Here is a 16,226-nt window from a genome sequence, read left to right as displayed (position 1 = left end):
ACGAATTTTGCTAATTAATCCAGTTTTAACTTCTAAACGTCAAAATTTTGATGCGTTTGGGAGAGGGGGGATCTTGGGCGAGCTGATACGAATTTAATTAGATTTTGATGGGCATGGTAGAAAAAGAGCGAGTTTATATTCCTGAAGGCAAATGGGGTATTGCTCACAAAAACGCTGCAAGGCCATCCATGGCCCGCTCCCAAACGGTATCCCTACCGATTGAAGTTTTGTTCACAACACACCCATTCACCTTCTTAAACCTAGCGCCGCTACCAATCGCAGTATTTTCATGCGTAGGCATTAAAATAGGTCAATTACATTTTAAGCAGCACCACATATGCTTAGATATGGTTCTTTCGAATGCTAATTTTCTAAAACTTCAAACGTCTGGGACGACGTTTGCGAGCGACCAAGGATGGTGAAAAGCGTTTTTAGAAAATTATGCTTCGAAGGAGCCATTAATGCACTGGACTAACAGCGCCAATTAATAATGCACGCCATTCTCGTAGTAATCTTTACCCTCTAACGTGGTAAAAACACATGTAATATCTTGGCCAGAAAAATATGGTAAAAAGAATTCTTGCACACAAGCGGCAAATTTATCTTGCACAGCTTGCTCTCGCGCAAACCAATGTACATCAATATATGGCTCACCACAGACCTTTTTGCCAGCCGAATAAAAAGTGCTATTAACCAACTGCAAAGTAAAATAATCAAGTGGGCAATCAACTATCTCGGCCAACTTTGGCAACAAGGTTTCGCTCGCAGCAACGGCGGCTTCTTCAGGCACTGCATACAATCTTAAATGTGGCATAACAATTCCAAATAACATCGCTAAAAACAAAAAACCACTCACCTATCAATAAGGGAGTGGTTCTATATTTGACAGCTCAGCTAACCCTTATTAGGGTTAAAATATTAAGCTAACAATTCTTTTAACTGAGCGCTAACTGCTTCAACAGCCTGAGTACCATCTAATTTGTGGTACTTAGTTTTGCCTTGGCCAGCTAAGTTTTGATAATAAGCAACCAATGGCTCAGTTTGCTCATGGTAAATATCTAAACGTTTTTTAACCGTTGCAGCTTCATCGTCTGCACGGATAACTAAATCTTCACCAGTTTCATCATCTTTACCTTCCACTTTAGGTGGATTATAAACGATGTGATAAACACGGCCAGATGCAGTGTGAACACGACGACCACTCATACGCTCAACAATTACTTGATCAGGTACATCAAACTCAAGTACAAAATCAATATCTATGTTGCTTTCAACCATAGCATCCGCTTGTGGGATAGTACGAGGGAAACCGTCTAACAAAAAGCCTTTAGCACAATCTTCTTGTGCAATGCGCTCTTTAACCAAACCAATGATAATTTCGTCAGAAACCAATTGGCCTGCATCAATTACTTTTTTCGCTTCTAAACCTAAAGGCGTGCCAGCTTTAATAGCTGCGCGTAACATGTCGCCAGTGGAGATTTGCGGAATACCAAACTCTTGCATTAAGAACTGAGCTTGAGTCCCTTTACCGGCGCCTGGTGCGCCTAATAAGATAATTCGCATAATATCCTCAATCTTAAAAATAAACTGGCGCGAACAATACAACGATGGGCCAAATTATACAAGTTTAAAAGCAAAAAACGGACGCTGAACGTCCGTTTTTACGAGCTTTTCTACCTATTTTAGCTAACTACAGACAATGATTTTTCAACTGCTATACATTAGCTTCAGGCAATTATCTGCCTAGTTGTAACAACAACTTGTTTAACTTGCTTACATACTCAGCTGGGTTTTTCAATGAGCCGCGCTCAGCTAAAGTTGCTTGGTCTAATAAAACTTCAACCCATTCTTTAAATAGATTTTCGTCAGTTTCATCAGCAACTCGTTTAACTAATGCGTGCTCAGGGTTTACCTCAAAGATGTACTTAGTTTCAGGAACAGCTTGTCCAGCCGCTTCTAAAAGCTTAGCCATTTGCGTATTCATATCGTGTTCATCAGTTGTGATAACAGCTGGTGATTCAGTTAAACGATGTGAAACTTTAACGTCTTTAACTTTGTCACCTAATGCTGTTTTTGCACGCTCAACAAAACTTTCAAAGGCTTTTTCAGTTTCTTCATGCGCTTTTTTGGTTTCTTCATCATCCAAGTCAGATAAATCAATATTGGCTTTAGCAACATGCTGGAACTGTTTTTCGTTGTATTCAGTTAGATGAGACATCATCCACTCATCTACACGCTCTGCCATCAATAATACTTCGATGCCTTTTTTGCGGAAAGCTTCTAAGTGAGGGCTAGATTTTGCAGCTTCAAAAGTATCCGCCGTGATGTAATAAATCTTATCTTGGCCTTCTTGCATACGGCCAAGGTAGTCATCCAATGATACATTTTGTTCTTTGGTATCTGCATGAGTTGAAGCAAAACGGAACAACTTAGCGATTTTGTCTTTGTTGGCAAAATCTTCAGCTGGACCTTCTTTTAATACGTTACCAAACTCTTTCCAGAAAGTAGCATATTCTTCAGGGCTGTTTTCACCCATACGCGTCAACATTTGTAATACGCGTTTTACATTACCTGAACGTATAGATTGGGTAATTTTGTTATCTTGCAAAATTTCGCGTGATACGTTTAGCGGTAAATCATTTGAGTCAACTAAACCTTTAACAAAACGTAAGTAGGTCGGCATAAACTTCTCAGCGTCATCCATAATAAATACACGCTGAACATATAGTTTGATGCCACTTTTAACCTCGCGGTTCCACATATCAAAAGGCGCGCGTTTTGGAATGTATAACAAACTTGTATATTCTGTTTTACCTTCAACCTTGTTATGTGCCCATTTAACCGGCTCTTCAAAATCATGCGCGACTGACTTATAAAACTCTTTATATTCTTCGTCAGTGATTTCTGATTTATCACGCGTCCACAAAGCTGTACCTTTGTTTATTGGTGACCAATGCGCTTCTGTAGCTGGAATTTTCTCGCCGTCTGGAGCTTCAGACTCAGGTGTACCTTCTTGCCACATTTCAACCGGGATACCAATGTGATCAGAATAACGAGTGATGGTAGAACGTACTTTCCAATCGTCTAAAAATTCACTCTCTTCTTCTTTTAAATGCAAGATAACATCTGTACCACGAGTGGCTTTTTCGATATCACCTATGGTGAATTCGCCGTCACCTTTTGAATACCATTCAACACCACGTTCTGTGCTCTCACCTGCTGCACGGGTCTTAACTGTTACAGCATCAGCAACAATAAATGCTGAGTAGAAACCAACACCAAACTGACCGATTAACTTAGAATCTTTTGCTTGATCGCCGGTTAAATTGCTGAAGAATTCTTTTGTACCTGATTTAGCAATTGTACCTAAATGCTCAATGACTTGGTCGCGCGTCATACCAATACCATTGTCTGAAATGGTGATGGTTTTAGCGTCTTTATCAACACTTACACGAACTTTTAAATCGCCATCATTTTCGTATAAGTCATTATTTGAAAGGGCGTTAAAACGTAATTTATCTGCGGCATCTGAAGCGTTGGAAACTAGCTCGCGTAAGAAAATTTCTTTGTTTGAATACAAAGAGTGGATCATTAATTGTAATAGTTGTTTGACCTCGGTTTGGAAGCCATGTGTTTCTTTATGGGCTACTTCGCTCATCTGAATACATCTCCTGCTATATGGCAATAAATAACAATTTATTTGATTGCTTTAATAGATGGGGATGCGGATTTTCTTTTCAAGCAAAATTTTGCAGATTTTTATAACTGTTTACGGCCACTAAAAGCGTGACCTAAAGTGCGGCTATCTAATGAAGACAATTCGCCTCCGGCCGGTAAACCTTGTGCTAGGCGCGTAACTGATATACCAAGTTTTTTCGCCATTTCAGATATATAAAAAGCGGTTGCTTCACCTTCAACACTAGGTGATGTGGCTAATATAACTTCAGATATACCTTGTTGCAGTTGTTGCTGTAAACTGTCTAATCCAAGTTCTTCAGGACCAATACCATCGATTGGTGACAACAAGCCTTTTAAAACAAAATAGCGACCATGGAAATGGCCTGTTTGCTCTATAGATAAAACATCTTGTGGTTGGGCTACTACACAAATAGCAGCTTGCTCCGAGCGAGTGGGTTCAGCACAGATTTCACAGGTATCTGTTTGGGTGTAATTGCGACAAATATTGCAGCTTTTAATTTGAGTTAAAGCCTGTTGAACTGCTTGGGCTAATTGAGTTGCTCCTTGTTGATCTTCTAACAAGATAAAGGCCATACGCTGTGCCGATTTAGGCCCGACACCAGGTAATATACGCAATGCATCAATTAGTTTTTGTAACGCAGGTGCAAACTTCATACAGGCTTTTACTCCAAAAGCTATATTAGAAAGGCATTTTCATACCCGGCGGTAATTGCATACCACCAGTTACTTCAGCCATTTTTTCTTGATTTTGTTTTTCAACACGACGAACTGCGTCGTTGATAGCTGCCGCAATTAAGTCTTCCAACATTTCTTTGTCGTCTTCCATTAAGCTTGGATCAATATCAACACGCTTAACATTGTGGTTGCCCAACATAGTTACTTTAACCATGCCAGCGCCTGCTTCACCCGTTACTTCCATATTGGCAATTTCTTGCTGTGCACGTTGCATTTTTTCTTGCATTTGTTGGGCTTGTTTCATGATGTTGCCCAAGCCACCGCCACCTTTAAACATATTACTACCTTCTATTTCTGTCAGTTTAAATCATTATAACGCGACTACACTTGCTTCGACTACCTGTGCGCCAAAGGTTTGTTGTAACAACTGTACATTAGCATCAGCCTGCAAACTATGTTTGGCATATTGCAAGCGGCAATAGTCGATAGCGCGTTGAATTTCAAATGGGGTGATTAAATTATCATCGCCAATTTGAATATTTAGTTCAATTTGTTGTTGTAAAACCAGCTGTAATCTTTCTTTGATTACAGCGAAATTGTTTGGCTCGTTTAAGTGAGCTTGTGCAGGCACTAAAGTCAAAGTTACTTGTTGACCTGACTGAGCAAAACTAGAGTGCAATACCAACTGACGTTGTAAACCGACCAAACCAGTTTGTTCAACTAAGTTTGCCCAATTATCAATGTCTTTGGCATAACGCAAATCATCTGCCACAGCATTTTCAAGCGCCAAAGCTTGGATAATATCCTGTCTTGGCACGTAAGGCGCGTCTATTGCAGCTTCTTCATATCCTTGTTGGTAACTAGCATCGTCTGCCGAATATTCTACTGAGTCTGTGTAGCTTGCGTAATCGGACTGTTCATCTGCACTTATAACTGCAACATACTGTTCTGCCATAGGCGGGGGAATTTGTTGCTCTGCACCTTGCGGATTAGTTGCACTCTCTATTGGCTCACTAGTTTCAGCTGGCAATTGTTCGCCATCTGTAGGCGCTACAGGTTGGCTACTTGCTTGTTCTGCCGATTCTGGTTCATCATTTTGTTGTAACTGACTTGTCGCCTCGTCCGGCGCTGCAAACATATCGCCAGACCAATGATCTACCCATGGCGCTTCTTCCCCCTCTTCGCTACCTTCAGCATTTGTTTGCTCACCTGGTAAACTTTGACTTGGCAAAGATTGGGTCGGCAATTGTTCGACTGGTGCTGGCACCACTGGAATGGCTGGGGCTGCACTGACAGCAGGACTTGCATTTTCAGCTTGGGCAGATTGCAATTTCTGCTGTTTTGCTTGACGCAGCGACAACATAGCTTGTTGAATTGCAACTGTGTCATGTTCAGTTGTTTTGGCTACAGGTTCAACAGCTGACTGTTGCGGATAATTTTCATAACCTTGGCTTGATGCTAGCGATTCAATTTGCGCTTGCTGTGCTTCGAGCTCAGCCAAATTTTGCTGCACATCATATTGAGCATACTCAGCGGGGTATTCTGACTCCATAGCCGAATGCGGCTCTACAAAATTTTGCGGTTCCGAAGCTGGCTCTGGCTCTGGCTCTGGCTCTGGCTCTGGCTCTGGCTCTGGCTCTGGCTCTGGCTCTGGCTCTGGCTCTGGCTCTGGCTCTGGCTCTGGCTCTGGCTCTGGCTCTGGCTCTGGCTCTGGCTCTGGCTCTGCAGTAGTATTTTCAATTATTTCAGTTGGAGCAATAGCTACTGTGTCGCTAACTAATTCAGTTTTTTTTTCCGCGTCTGCTGCTTGCTCTTGAGTTTTTTCCATTGCTGGCGCGCTTGCGACTTCTGCATTTTCAACTTTTTGCGCTACAGCGACTTGCTTCACCGCAGTAAAAATTTCTTTGCGCTGAGTATCTATAGGTGAAAACGCAAATAACCGCATCAGCGTCATTTCTAATCCTGCACGAGGTGACGCCGCAAAAGGTAAATCTTTCCGCCCACGCAAACAAATTTGATAATACAAATGTACTTGCTCTGCCGGCCATAATTCAGCGGCTTGGCTAAGTAGCTCAAAATTGCGGCTGTCGATTATTTTATATTCAGGTAAACTTTGTAACAACGCAATTTGATGTAAACAGTCCATCAACTCAACCAAAATCTGCGTTGGATCGGCGGACGCTAAAAATAAACTTTCAACCGTTTGCATTGCCGCAGCAAAATCTTGCTCTATTAGCGCACGAATTAACGCGTCAACATGCTGCTCATCCAATAAACCAAGCATGTTTTTTACAACTTGTTCGATAACAGCACCATTGCCCTGAGCAATGGCTTGGTCAGTTAAAGACAGTGCATCACGCATACTGCCGTTTGCAGCAACAGCAAGTCGATTAATTGCAGCTTGTTCAGAAGATAAACTTTCCGCAGTTAAAATTTTATTTAACTGAGCTTCTATTTGTGCGACATTCATCGCTTTTAAACTGAATTGCAAACAACGTGACAAAATGGTCACAGGCAGTTTTTGTGGATCTGTGGTCGCTAACAAAAATTTGATGTGCGGGGGTGGCTCTTCCAAGGTTTTTAATAATGCATTAAATGAATGGCGTGACAACATGTGTACTTCGTCAATCAAATATACTTTATAGCGACCTTGAGTTGGGCGATATTGCACGTTATCGAGGATCTCACGAGTATCTTCCACTTTAGTCCGCGACGCTGCATCCACCTCAACCAAGTCAACAAAACGTCCTTCTTCAATTGCTCGACAATTTTGACATTGGCCACAAGGTTCAGCTGTTATACCGTCAGCACAATTTAAGCTTTTTGCGAAAATACGTGCAATAGTGGTTTTACCAACACCGCGAGTGCCGGTAAACAAATAGGCATGGTGTAACCTGTCATTGGTTAATGCGTTACTTAATGCCGCAACCACGTGCTCTTGGCCCATTAATTGGCCGAAATTTTGTGGACGCCATTTACGCGCGAGTGCTTGATAACTCATAAACTCAGTTATTCCCCTTCAAACTCTACTAGGCAATAAGGTGTAATGTTTAAATCACGCAGCTTATCTGCGCCACCTAAATCGGGCAAATTGATCACAAACGCTGCGTTTTCAACCTTAGCACCTAATTGACGAACCATCTTAGTAACAGCTTCAATTGTGCCACCAGTTGCAATTAAATCATCCACTAATAAAACTTTATCTGTATCGTTCAACGAATCTTTATGAATGTGCAGTTCGTCCGAACCATACTCTAGTTCATAATCTTGCGATATGGTTTCGCGTGGTAATTTATTCGGTTTACGCGCAAGAACGAATCCTGCACCTAGTGCATTTGCGACCGCAGCACCAAAAATAAAACCGCGGGCTTCCGCGCCAACCACTTTAGTAATACCTTGGTTTTTAAAAGGTTCAGTCAAAGCTTGTACAGACAAAGCGAAAGCGCGCCCATTTTCGACTAAGCTGGTTACATCTCGAAACATAATCCCGGCTTTGGGATAATTTGGAATGGTTTTAATACTAGACTTAATTTCTGCCAGAACTGCGCTTGATGTCATTTTTACGATCCGTACTTTTGCTCTGGCAGCATTATACCCAACAAAAACTGAGTTTTGCTAATTAACCTCAACTCAGGATAAATTAAGCAATTTGCGAAGTTTGAATATCTGGCAAATTTTGCAGTATCTGTGGGATCTCAACCGGTTTTGCTAGCCAGCTAATTTGCAACTTATCAAAAATAAATTTGGCTTTGTTGCTCACATCTGTTGTTAATAACAGAATTTTTGATTTGGGATAAGCTAAATCAAGGGTAAGATTTTCAATTAATTTAACACCGTCAATTATCGGCATCTTGTAATCTGTAATGATAAAGTCGTAGTTATGTTGTTTTGCGGCATTAAATCCAGCTAGGCCATTATCACCTAATTCAACTTCATAACCTTCATTTTCCAAAGCTTGTGCAAGTGTATCACGCACATTGGCATTATCATCTACTAACAAAATCTTCATATTTCCCCCTTTTCTGCCCTGAAAGCTTGCAGATAAGCTTTAGATAGCCAATCTGCAAATTAGTTCATGCGAAAGCGCATGATTCCATACTCTAACCACATGAGCATCCATAGATTTGTGGTTTAAATTGCCGATTAAAAGGCAATAAAATTATTTAGCGAAAATAACATACCAGCCAAGTATTGCTGGTAATAAAGGTAATGCCACAGTTACTGCAACAGCAACCAATAAATGACCGACATTCGCAGTTTCACCTTGTTCGTTTTGATGACCCATAAATTATCTCCGAGAATTTTTGCCGCGTATGTTAGTCAAAACGAGTCGAAAAAGCCATCATTTATTCGCATTTAACCAGTAAATCTAGTTGTGAAAACTCAAGCAAATTGGCATGTAGTGACTGTCGTAGCACACTTTGTTCAACGTCTGGCAAGGCTGATAACAATTGCACCACTAAACCCTCAAAACTATTTTCAACCTCTTTTATCAGTAGATCTAATACAAATGCGATAGCCGCATTAATTTGAATAAATTTAACTTCGAACGCAGAATTACGGTATAACAGCAAATAAACTGGCTCGCTTGCGGATGTTGGCTGAAAATTTTGGCTAATCTGGTGCACTGGAAATGGATAACTAACAACTCTAGCCAATGGCGATAGTGAAAACTTTTCACTCGTGACTACATCTGCTGGCAATATAGGCAGTTTATCTTGCGGTTGCGTTTGAACTGTCACCGCTAATTCTATCCATTCGTAATGTGCCAGTTCTTTGATAAATATTGGATCAGATTGTTTAACTTGATATTGCTCAGTCAAAAATTGTAAAAACTCAGCCGGAATATCGACAAAGTGGGCTGATGTACAAGTGTGTTCAATAAAAAACTGCCGGACTAATCGAGACCAAGCGTGCTGACTATATAAACTTTTTAATACCGGAAACGCATTACTGACGAAGTCTAAAGTGTTGTTAAAAAACAGCTCTTGGTAAATAGTTAAACGCCGCTGCTCAATTCCATTTATTGCGGCGTTGCCTTGCCTGATAGCATTAGCAAAGTCGATTTGTTGTTGTTTAAATGATGACATTGATTTGCTCAAATTGTTCAGCTGCTACCTGAGCCTGTTTTATCTTGTTAACTTCCTGGCATAACTCCGGCAAAGATGGAATATTAAAATCGCGTTCAAGCAGGGTTGGAAATGTGCCGTGTTGTTGGTATGCATAAGCTAATAACTGCCAAACTTCGGCTATAACGTCGGTACCATGTGTGTCGACAATCAAGTCTTCAGCTTCGTTATAGTGACCAGCTATATGCCCATAGACTATTTTTTCTGTTGGCATAGCATCAATAAATGCTCTAGCGTCGTATCTATGATTGATTGAATTAACATAGACATTATTAACATCTAGTAATAATAAAGCGCCTGACTCAGTTAGTACTGAATTGATAAAGTCGATTTCGGATATTTCGCTATTCAAAGGTGTATAATAAGATACATTTTCTAGCACAAGCGGCCTTTCAATAATATCTTGTACCAGCTTAACCCGCTCGGCCACATAGCTGGCAGCTTCTTCGGTAAAAGGAATAGGCATTAGGTCGTACATGTGGCCATTCGCTGAGCAGAAGCTTAAGTGTTCAGAGTATAATTCTATCTTGTATTTGTCTAAAAAGGCTTTTATCTCTTTAACAAATTGGATGTCTAGCGGATCAGGGCTACCAATAGATAACGACAGTCCATGGGTTGTCATAGTATGCTGTTCTGCTATTTGCGCAAATAAACGCTCAAAACGACCGCCCATTTTCATCCAGTTTTCTGGTGCGACTTCGAAAAAATCTATCGGTTCGTCCAAACCATCTAACACTGAATCAGCAAAGTCTCGGCGTAAACCGAGACCTCCACCAGATAAATTATGGGGGAAAAGCTTATTTATTGCCACCACACTTACCTTCGCCGCATTTTGCTTCTTTATCGGCTTTACCACCACACTTGCCTTCGCCGCATTTTGCTTCCTTGTCGGCTTTGCCACCACACTTGCCTTCGCCGCATTTAGCTTCTTTGTCGGCTTTGCCACCACACTTGCCTTCGCCGCATTTTGCTTCTTTGTCGGCTTTACCACCACACTTGCCTTCGCCACATTTGCCTTCACCACACTTGGCTTCAAATGTACTGGATAACTCATAACCTGAACTTAGTTGTGTCATAGCAAATGGATTTGCGTTTGCTGTACCTGCAGCAGCTAAAGAGCCAACAACCACCGCACCTAAAGTAGCAGCAACAGAAGTTTGTTTAAGTGATTTCATAATTGTTCCTTTACAATATAAATAACAAAGTCACTGAATAAGACCTGTAGCGCTAACATATACTTTCAAATTAATTTATTCAATCAGATAAATTAAGATGAAATGAGAAATAGTTCCATTATCTGCAGGCATAAAAAAAGGAGCCAGAGGCTCCTTTTTAAACTTGTGAACATGCGCTAAATTAAATATCAACGTTTTTGCGTTGTGCTGTATCTTTTATGTAACCAATCCAGCCTTGAGCCATACGCTTGTATTGTTTGTTTTGCAAACTTTCACGAGCATAGCTATAAGCTTTTTTGTAATTACCTAAATAAAAGTGTGCTTCAATTAAAGCAACTTTAATACTGCCTTCTTTAGCTGAGCCTAAGTCTAATGCTTGCTCGTAAGCGTCCACAGCAGATTTATACTCTTCAGCAATAGCTAACAAATCACCCACTTTGCGGAAATGCTCTGGGTCTTTGCTCAACTTAGCTGCTGCTAAATATTGGTCTGCCGCTTTTTTATACTCTGAAGCTTGGTGAAAATAGTTAGCCGCAACACTTAAGTTTTTAGCATCTTTCTCAATCAAGCCTGATTTCATATGCTGCTGCATAGTTGTTGCAGCTTTATATGGAATACCATACATAGAGTACAGCTGTGCCAAAGTTGTATAATGTGCAGCTTTGTTTAAGAAGCCTTGTTTGTCTGACAATTCAAATGTAGACAATGCACGAGCATAATCTTCTTCCATTAGATAAAACTGCGCGAGTGGAACCCACCATTTTTTATCTTCTGGGAAGTATTTAATTGCCGCAACACAAACTTTAATCGCTTCCTTATAGTTTTTAGTATCTACGTAAGCAGACATTTTTAACTGATAAGGGTCAGCTTTTGGCTCTTTAGCATATTTAATCGCAAGATCAGCTTGTTCAACTGTTTGCTTGTAGTTTTTCAACTGATAATAACTTAACGACAAATGCGTATAAACAGCAGGGTCATGCTCTTCGGTAAAAGTAAACCACTTGCCATAATAGTTAATCGCATCTTGGTAGTTTTCTTCTTGCAAACTTAAAATCGCAAGAACTTTTAACACACCCGCTTGGTCATCCCAGCTTAAAACGTCAAGATCTGCAGCGTATTTGATTTTCTCAAGGGCTTTTTTATAGTCGCCTTCCTGCGCATATAATTTACCAATCAACTGAGCTAAGTAAGCTTTATCAAACTCTTTCTTAGGCTCAATCTCTTCAAGTAACTTAATAGCACCTTTAGGATCAGCTTCTCTGCCCTCTTCTTCGTTTGCGGTTAATAAGTCAATTGCTTCAGCAACTTTTTTACCAACACGCTCCGACATAACCTCTACAGGCCTTTCTTTTTTCTTTTCTTCCAAAGTTTTAGCAGAAACCTGAGTTGGCATCATAGTACCAGTCACAGAAGTACCCACTAAAACTGCGGTCAAAATCAATCGTGAGAGTTTCATACTTTCTCCGGGGTTAGCTTACTTACTGGGTAAGCTAACCTTCTTCAATTGAACGAAAGACAAACTTATTTAGCTAAGGTAAAGTCAAGACGCACGGTTAGACCAGGCTGCTTAACAGGTTTACCATCAACAATTTTTGGTTTGTATTTCCATTTAGCCAAGGCTTTTTTCGCTTCACGGTCAAAAATACGTCTTGGCTCTGAATTGATTACATCTACATCGATTACGCCACCGACTTCATCGATTGTAAAACTTAATTCAACCCAGCCTTCAATTCCATCTCGCGCTGCTTGCGCAGGATAACGAGGTTCAATCCGGACAATTGGTGTTGCGTCACCATCTTTCATCAACGCACCACTAATGTCGCCGATTCCTACGTCCACATTACCTGTGTTCACATTTGGAACATCAAGGTTAACACCACCAGCATCTGCTTTAGTAGTCTCTGGCTCAGCCTGTTGAGGCGGAGGCGGAGTCTGTGGTGGCGGCGGCGGCGGAGGCGGCGTTCTAGTACGCTGCTGTACAGAGTCCGACGGTTTATTCATCACGATTTCAATTCGCGGAGCTTCTTCACCCTTTTCAGGGCCGCTCTGATTGTTTGCAATCAACTCTGCCATCAGTACAAACAGGCCGAATGTTATCGCGATGCCTATTGGTATAGATAACAGTAGGCGGATCATATTACTTCTTCCCCGCTACTACTATTTTATCAATACCGGCCGCTTTGATTTGATCCATGACTTTCATTACCTTGCCATGTTTCGCTTCTTTATCCGCCTGTACAATAACCGCTTCAGTAGGTTGTTCAGCTAGCATTTTTTCTAAGTTAGCTTGAACGCGCTCTACGTCAACCATACGCTTATCCATCCAAATATCACCATTTTCACTGATAGCAATGAAGATGTTTGAATTTTTAGGTGGCGTCGTTGAGTTGTTGGCTTCAGGTTTATCAACTTGAATACCAGCTTCTTTAACAAACGAGGTCGTTACGATAAAGAAGATCAACATGATAAATACGATGTCTAGCATCGGCGTCATGTCGATCGCTGCATCTTCTTCTTCTCGGCGATGTCTACGTGCCATAATAATTCTCTCTAATGATGTGGCAAACTATCCACTAACTTTTCCACTTCCACTCGAACGCGTGTTTCAATTCTAGAGCTGAAAAATACCCCAGAAAGCGCCGCAACCATTCCAGCCATTGTTGGAATTGTTGCCATGGAAATACCCGATGCCATTAAGCGTGGGTTACCTGTACCAGAAACAGCCATTACTTCGAATACTGAAATCATGCCTGTTACCGTACCGAACAATCCGATTAAAGGACATACTGCAACTAGGGTTTTAATCAAAAGAATTCTGGCGTTCAGCAATTCTGATGCTTCCGAAATCCAGGCATCACGCACACGATGCGCATACCAGGAGGTCGTATCTTCTCGTGAATCCCAACGCTCAATAATGTTTTTGCGAATTGAAGGAAATTCAATCAACATAAACCAGTAGCGTTCAATCATCAGAATCCACATGATAGCTAGCACCCCGAAGACGATCCATAATACGTCGCCCCCGGTTGATATAAATCCCCTGACAGTTTCCCAAATATCTATCAGGTATAACATCTTATGCTCGCTCCTTCTCCGCGTGAGAAGCTACAATACCAGCACTTTGCTCTTCTAATACGTGAACGATAGATTTGCTCTTAGCTGCTGTAATACTGTGTAAGAAAATCAATGGTAAAGCTGCGATAAGACCTTGAGCTGTTGTTACCAACGCCATAGAGATATCACCCGCCATGATTTTAGGGTCACCCGTACCGAACAATGTAATTGATTGGAAGGTACCAATCATACCTGTTACCGTACCTAGTAGACCTAATAAAGGTGCGATTGCAGCTAAAATCTTAATTACGTTAACACCGCGCTCGATACGAGGGGTTTCACGTAAAATAGCTTCATCTAATTTAAGTTCTAATGTTTCGGTATCAACATTTTTGTTAGCACCATAAACACCTAAGATGCGGCCTAATGGGTTCTTTTCACTTGGATTCGCTAAATCTTTTAACTGGCTGCGGATTTTCGCACCAACTACAGTTAAAGTGATGAAACGCTCAAGAGAAATTAACATACCGAAGATTAATACTGCTGTGATTACATAACCTGGTAAACCACCTTGATGAAAACGCTCTTCCAATGTTGCTTTTTGCTTGAAGATATCAAGAATCGCACCACGTGAAGGGTCAAGGTATAAACTTGCATAGCCGCTAGTAGTCGCGTTGAAGTTTGCAACTTCTGAAACCATATGGCCTTCTGGTTGACGACCTAAAGGTTCAATTTGTTTACTTTCAGAGTTGAACTTCAAGTATTCAGTGTTGCTTAACAAGTTAAATGCACCGATACGAGTTACAGTTTGTACTGACTCACGGCCGTCTAATGCCACTACGTTAGCATCAAATTTAACTACTTTTGCTGACTCAGTCATTTCAGTTTGTAATGCAAACCATAATTCTTCTAATTCAGCTAATTTTGGTAACTCTTTAGCTTCAGCTAAAGTCGCTAAAATTTCAGTACGATTTGCGTAAGCAGGTTGAGCACTGATGATTGATGTAGCAACACGACCAACTGTTTCACCAGCTGCTTGACGTACCACACCAAACATTTCACCTAACGTACCTTTAGCATCGTCTAACTCTTTAGTTTTGTCAGTGATACGAGTTTCGTTATCCGCAAAAGTTTGTTGCAATTGCTTTTGACGAGCTTGCTCATCCGCTAATTCTTTTTTAGCTTTGTTTAATAAAGCTTGTTTCTGGTCACGTGCTGCACGGAACTCAGACTCACGCGCTGAATTAATTTTTGCTTCAGATACACGGTCAGCTTTAACATCTTGTAATAGCTTGTCTAACGCAGCTGTGTTGGCGTATGCACCAAAAGTCATTGTTGACAATGCAATAGCTGAAGCAGTTAGAATTGTTTTTAATTGTTTCATTATTCTGCACTCTCCGCGGCAAATACTGGCACTTCTAATAGATCAGGTGCAATTTGCTTCTTAGCCATACGAATAACCTTAGTTACTGGCTTGTTGTACTCTTCACCTAATTTAACCCAATCTCTTGCATTGTTATCCCAAACCCAAGAGTTTTTAAGGTCTAATGATTGTGCTAATAAAGCAACACGGCCGATATGAACCATATCAACAGTGATGTCATTTAACTTACCTTGGTAAGCAGACATAGCTGAACCATAATCGTTTTCGATTTGGTAAGCTTCAAGTACTTGGCGGTAACGCTCTGAAGTTGTGATGTTTGGCTCACCCATTAACTCACGGATACGCTCAACACGCTTTGTACGAGCTTCAACTTCAATTGGAATGTCTAATTGAATGAATTTCTCTAATGAATCAAGCATTTTGTACATTAAAGGCACAACACCTTTTTTAGTATCTTCAATGCTATCGATCTGACTTTGTAAGGAACCGATCAATCTTTCTTGGTTATTTACCAATTTTTGAACATGATCATTGTATAAACGCAAGTTATCAGTTTCATCTACAACTTGGCGGTATTCACTTAGTAAGTCAATTGATTGCTCAAAATACGAATCTACGCGTTTTTGAGATTTGACTGCTGCATCATGAATAGCACGCTCTTCTTTATGCAGGTTTTCAACCTGGTCTGCTGAAACTACTGTAGGCAGTGACATTGCACATGCAACAGCAATAGCAGAAGCGAGTTTTTTGCTCTTTATCATCTTTGACACGATTCCCAATAATTAAAATTGTTTGGAACATACTTAGCTTGGGTACAAGTCTAATATCTTGTACCGAGCCGCTTACTTGTTGGAGTCTGGTTACTCGAAGTCTCGCACTAAAAACTCGATCATCAGATTCACTTTATATAGACGCAGGTAAATCTTAGCTAAAATGTGCAGTAGAATGCAAAGAATTTTATATAAATACGTAATATTTTGGCTATTTTCTTCACTCTGATTAACAAAAGTGATTATTTTGTATTAAAAATAGCCAAAGCAAGAAGTCTAAAGGTTATTTTTTATACGTTTCTTTTCAGCTATTTCTGCTTGAGAAAATCTTATTCGATTA

18 protein-coding genes are annotated in these 16,226 nt (G+C 40.6%); all 18 read right to left on the bottom strand.

What is annotated here, in order from left to right; all coding sequences use genetic code 11:
- Positions 1-484: 484 nt before the first annotated feature.
- Positions 485-814 carry a DUF1904 family protein gene (locus tag ACMZOO_RS14270; RefSeq protein ID WP_026016879.1) on the bottom strand — a complete coding sequence of 110 codons (330 nt, stop codon included), beginning with the start codon at positions 812-814 and terminating at the stop codon, positions 485-487.
- Between the two features lie 104 nt (positions 815-918).
- Positions 919-1,563: an adenylate kinase gene (gene adk / locus ACMZOO_RS14265; RefSeq protein WP_440903976.1), complete on the bottom strand. Its 645-nt coding sequence runs from the start codon at positions 1,561-1,563 to the stop codon at positions 919-921.
- Positions 1,564-1,735: 172 nt separating this feature from the next.
- A complete protein-coding gene (htpG, locus tag ACMZOO_RS14260; protein WP_440903975.1) occupies positions 1,736-3,658 on the bottom strand; it encodes a molecular chaperone HtpG in 1,923 nt (640 codons plus the stop codon).
- 101 nt (positions 3,659-3,759) lie between these two features.
- On the bottom strand, positions 3,760-4,353 hold the full coding sequence (gene recR / locus ACMZOO_RS14255) for a recombination mediator RecR (protein ID WP_440903974.1): 594 nt from the start codon (positions 4,351-4,353) through the stop codon (positions 3,760-3,762).
- 25 nt (positions 4,354-4,378) lie between these two features.
- Complete coding sequence (locus ACMZOO_RS14250) at positions 4,379-4,711, bottom strand: YbaB/EbfC family nucleoid-associated protein (RefSeq protein WP_016956813.1); 333 nt, start codon at positions 4,709-4,711, stop codon at positions 4,379-4,381.
- 33 nt (positions 4,712-4,744) lie between these two features.
- On the bottom strand, positions 4,745-7,375 hold the full coding sequence (gene dnaX / locus ACMZOO_RS14245) for a DNA polymerase III subunit gamma/tau (protein ID WP_440903973.1): 2,631 nt from the start codon (positions 7,373-7,375) through the stop codon (positions 4,745-4,747).
- Between the two features lie 8 nt (positions 7,376-7,383).
- The gene (gene apt / locus ACMZOO_RS14240) at positions 7,384-7,932 is read right to left on the bottom strand and encodes an adenine phosphoribosyltransferase (protein ID WP_440903972.1); all 549 of its coding nucleotides are present in this window, start codon (positions 7,930-7,932) and stop codon (positions 7,384-7,386) included.
- 82 nt (positions 7,933-8,014) lie between these two features.
- Complete coding sequence (locus tag ACMZOO_RS14235; RefSeq protein ID WP_440903971.1) at positions 8,015-8,383, bottom strand: response regulator; 369 nt, start codon at positions 8,381-8,383, stop codon at positions 8,015-8,017.
- Positions 8,384-8,533: 150 nt separating this feature from the next.
- Entirely contained in the window at positions 8,534-8,659 is a 126-nt protein-coding gene (locus tag ACMZOO_RS14230) for a hypothetical protein (protein WP_440903970.1), read from the bottom strand.
- A 61-nt stretch (positions 8,660-8,720) separates the two neighbouring features.
- On the bottom strand, positions 8,721-9,464 hold the full coding sequence (locus tag ACMZOO_RS14225) for an HvfC family RiPP maturation protein (RefSeq protein WP_440903969.1): 744 nt from the start codon (positions 9,462-9,464) through the stop codon (positions 8,721-8,723).
- Positions 9,451-10,314, bottom strand: coding sequence for an HvfB family MNIO-type RiPP peptide maturase (locus ACMZOO_RS14220; protein WP_440903968.1), 864 nt, complete (start codon positions 10,312-10,314; stop codon positions 9,451-9,453). Before ACMZOO_RS14220 ends, ACMZOO_RS14225 begins: the two co-directional genes overlap by 14 nt.
- On the bottom strand, positions 10,301-10,678 hold the full coding sequence (locus ACMZOO_RS14215) for an HvfA family oxazolone/thioamide-modified RiPP metallophore (protein ID WP_440903967.1): 378 nt from the start codon (positions 10,676-10,678) through the stop codon (positions 10,301-10,303). The genes ACMZOO_RS14220 and ACMZOO_RS14215 overlap by 14 nt, the downstream gene beginning before the upstream one ends.
- A 181-nt stretch (positions 10,679-10,859) precedes the next feature.
- On the bottom strand, positions 10,860-12,134 hold the full coding sequence (locus ACMZOO_RS14210; RefSeq protein ID WP_440903966.1) for a tetratricopeptide repeat protein: 1,275 nt from the start codon (positions 12,132-12,134) through the stop codon (positions 10,860-10,862).
- A gap of 65 nt (positions 12,135-12,199) precedes the next feature.
- Positions 12,200-12,814 carry an energy transducer TonB gene (locus tag ACMZOO_RS14205; protein ID WP_026016878.1) on the bottom strand — a complete coding sequence of 205 codons (615 nt, stop codon included), beginning with the start codon at positions 12,812-12,814 and terminating at the stop codon, positions 12,200-12,202.
- Position 12,815: 1 nt separating this feature from the next.
- Positions 12,816-13,217 carry an ExbD/TolR family protein gene (locus tag ACMZOO_RS14200; RefSeq protein ID WP_016956802.1) on the bottom strand — a complete coding sequence of 134 codons (402 nt, stop codon included), beginning with the start codon at positions 13,215-13,217 and terminating at the stop codon, positions 12,816-12,818.
- Positions 13,218-13,228: 11 nt separating this feature from the next.
- Positions 13,229-13,753 carry a MotA/TolQ/ExbB proton channel family protein gene (locus tag ACMZOO_RS14195; RefSeq protein ID WP_016956801.1) on the bottom strand — a complete coding sequence of 175 codons (525 nt, stop codon included), beginning with the start codon at positions 13,751-13,753 and terminating at the stop codon, positions 13,229-13,231.
- Position 13,754: 1 nt separating this feature from the next.
- On the bottom strand, positions 13,755-15,116 hold the full coding sequence (locus ACMZOO_RS14190; protein ID WP_440903965.1) for a MotA/TolQ/ExbB proton channel family protein: 1,362 nt from the start codon (positions 15,114-15,116) through the stop codon (positions 13,755-13,757).
- Positions 15,116-15,877, bottom strand: coding sequence for a DUF3450 domain-containing protein (locus ACMZOO_RS14185; RefSeq protein ID WP_440903964.1), 762 nt, complete (start codon positions 15,875-15,877; stop codon positions 15,116-15,118). The genes ACMZOO_RS14190 and ACMZOO_RS14185 overlap by 1 nt, the downstream gene beginning before the upstream one ends.
- Between the last annotated feature and the right edge of the window lie 349 nt (positions 15,878-16,226).

The organism is Catenovulum sp. SX2, assembly GCF_052056295.1.
Classification (GTDB): domain Bacteria; phylum Pseudomonadota; class Gammaproteobacteria; order Enterobacterales; family Alteromonadaceae; genus Catenovulum.
The sequence above is the reverse complement of the archived record's forward strand: the minus strand, read 5'-3'. Positions and strand labels throughout refer to the sequence as shown.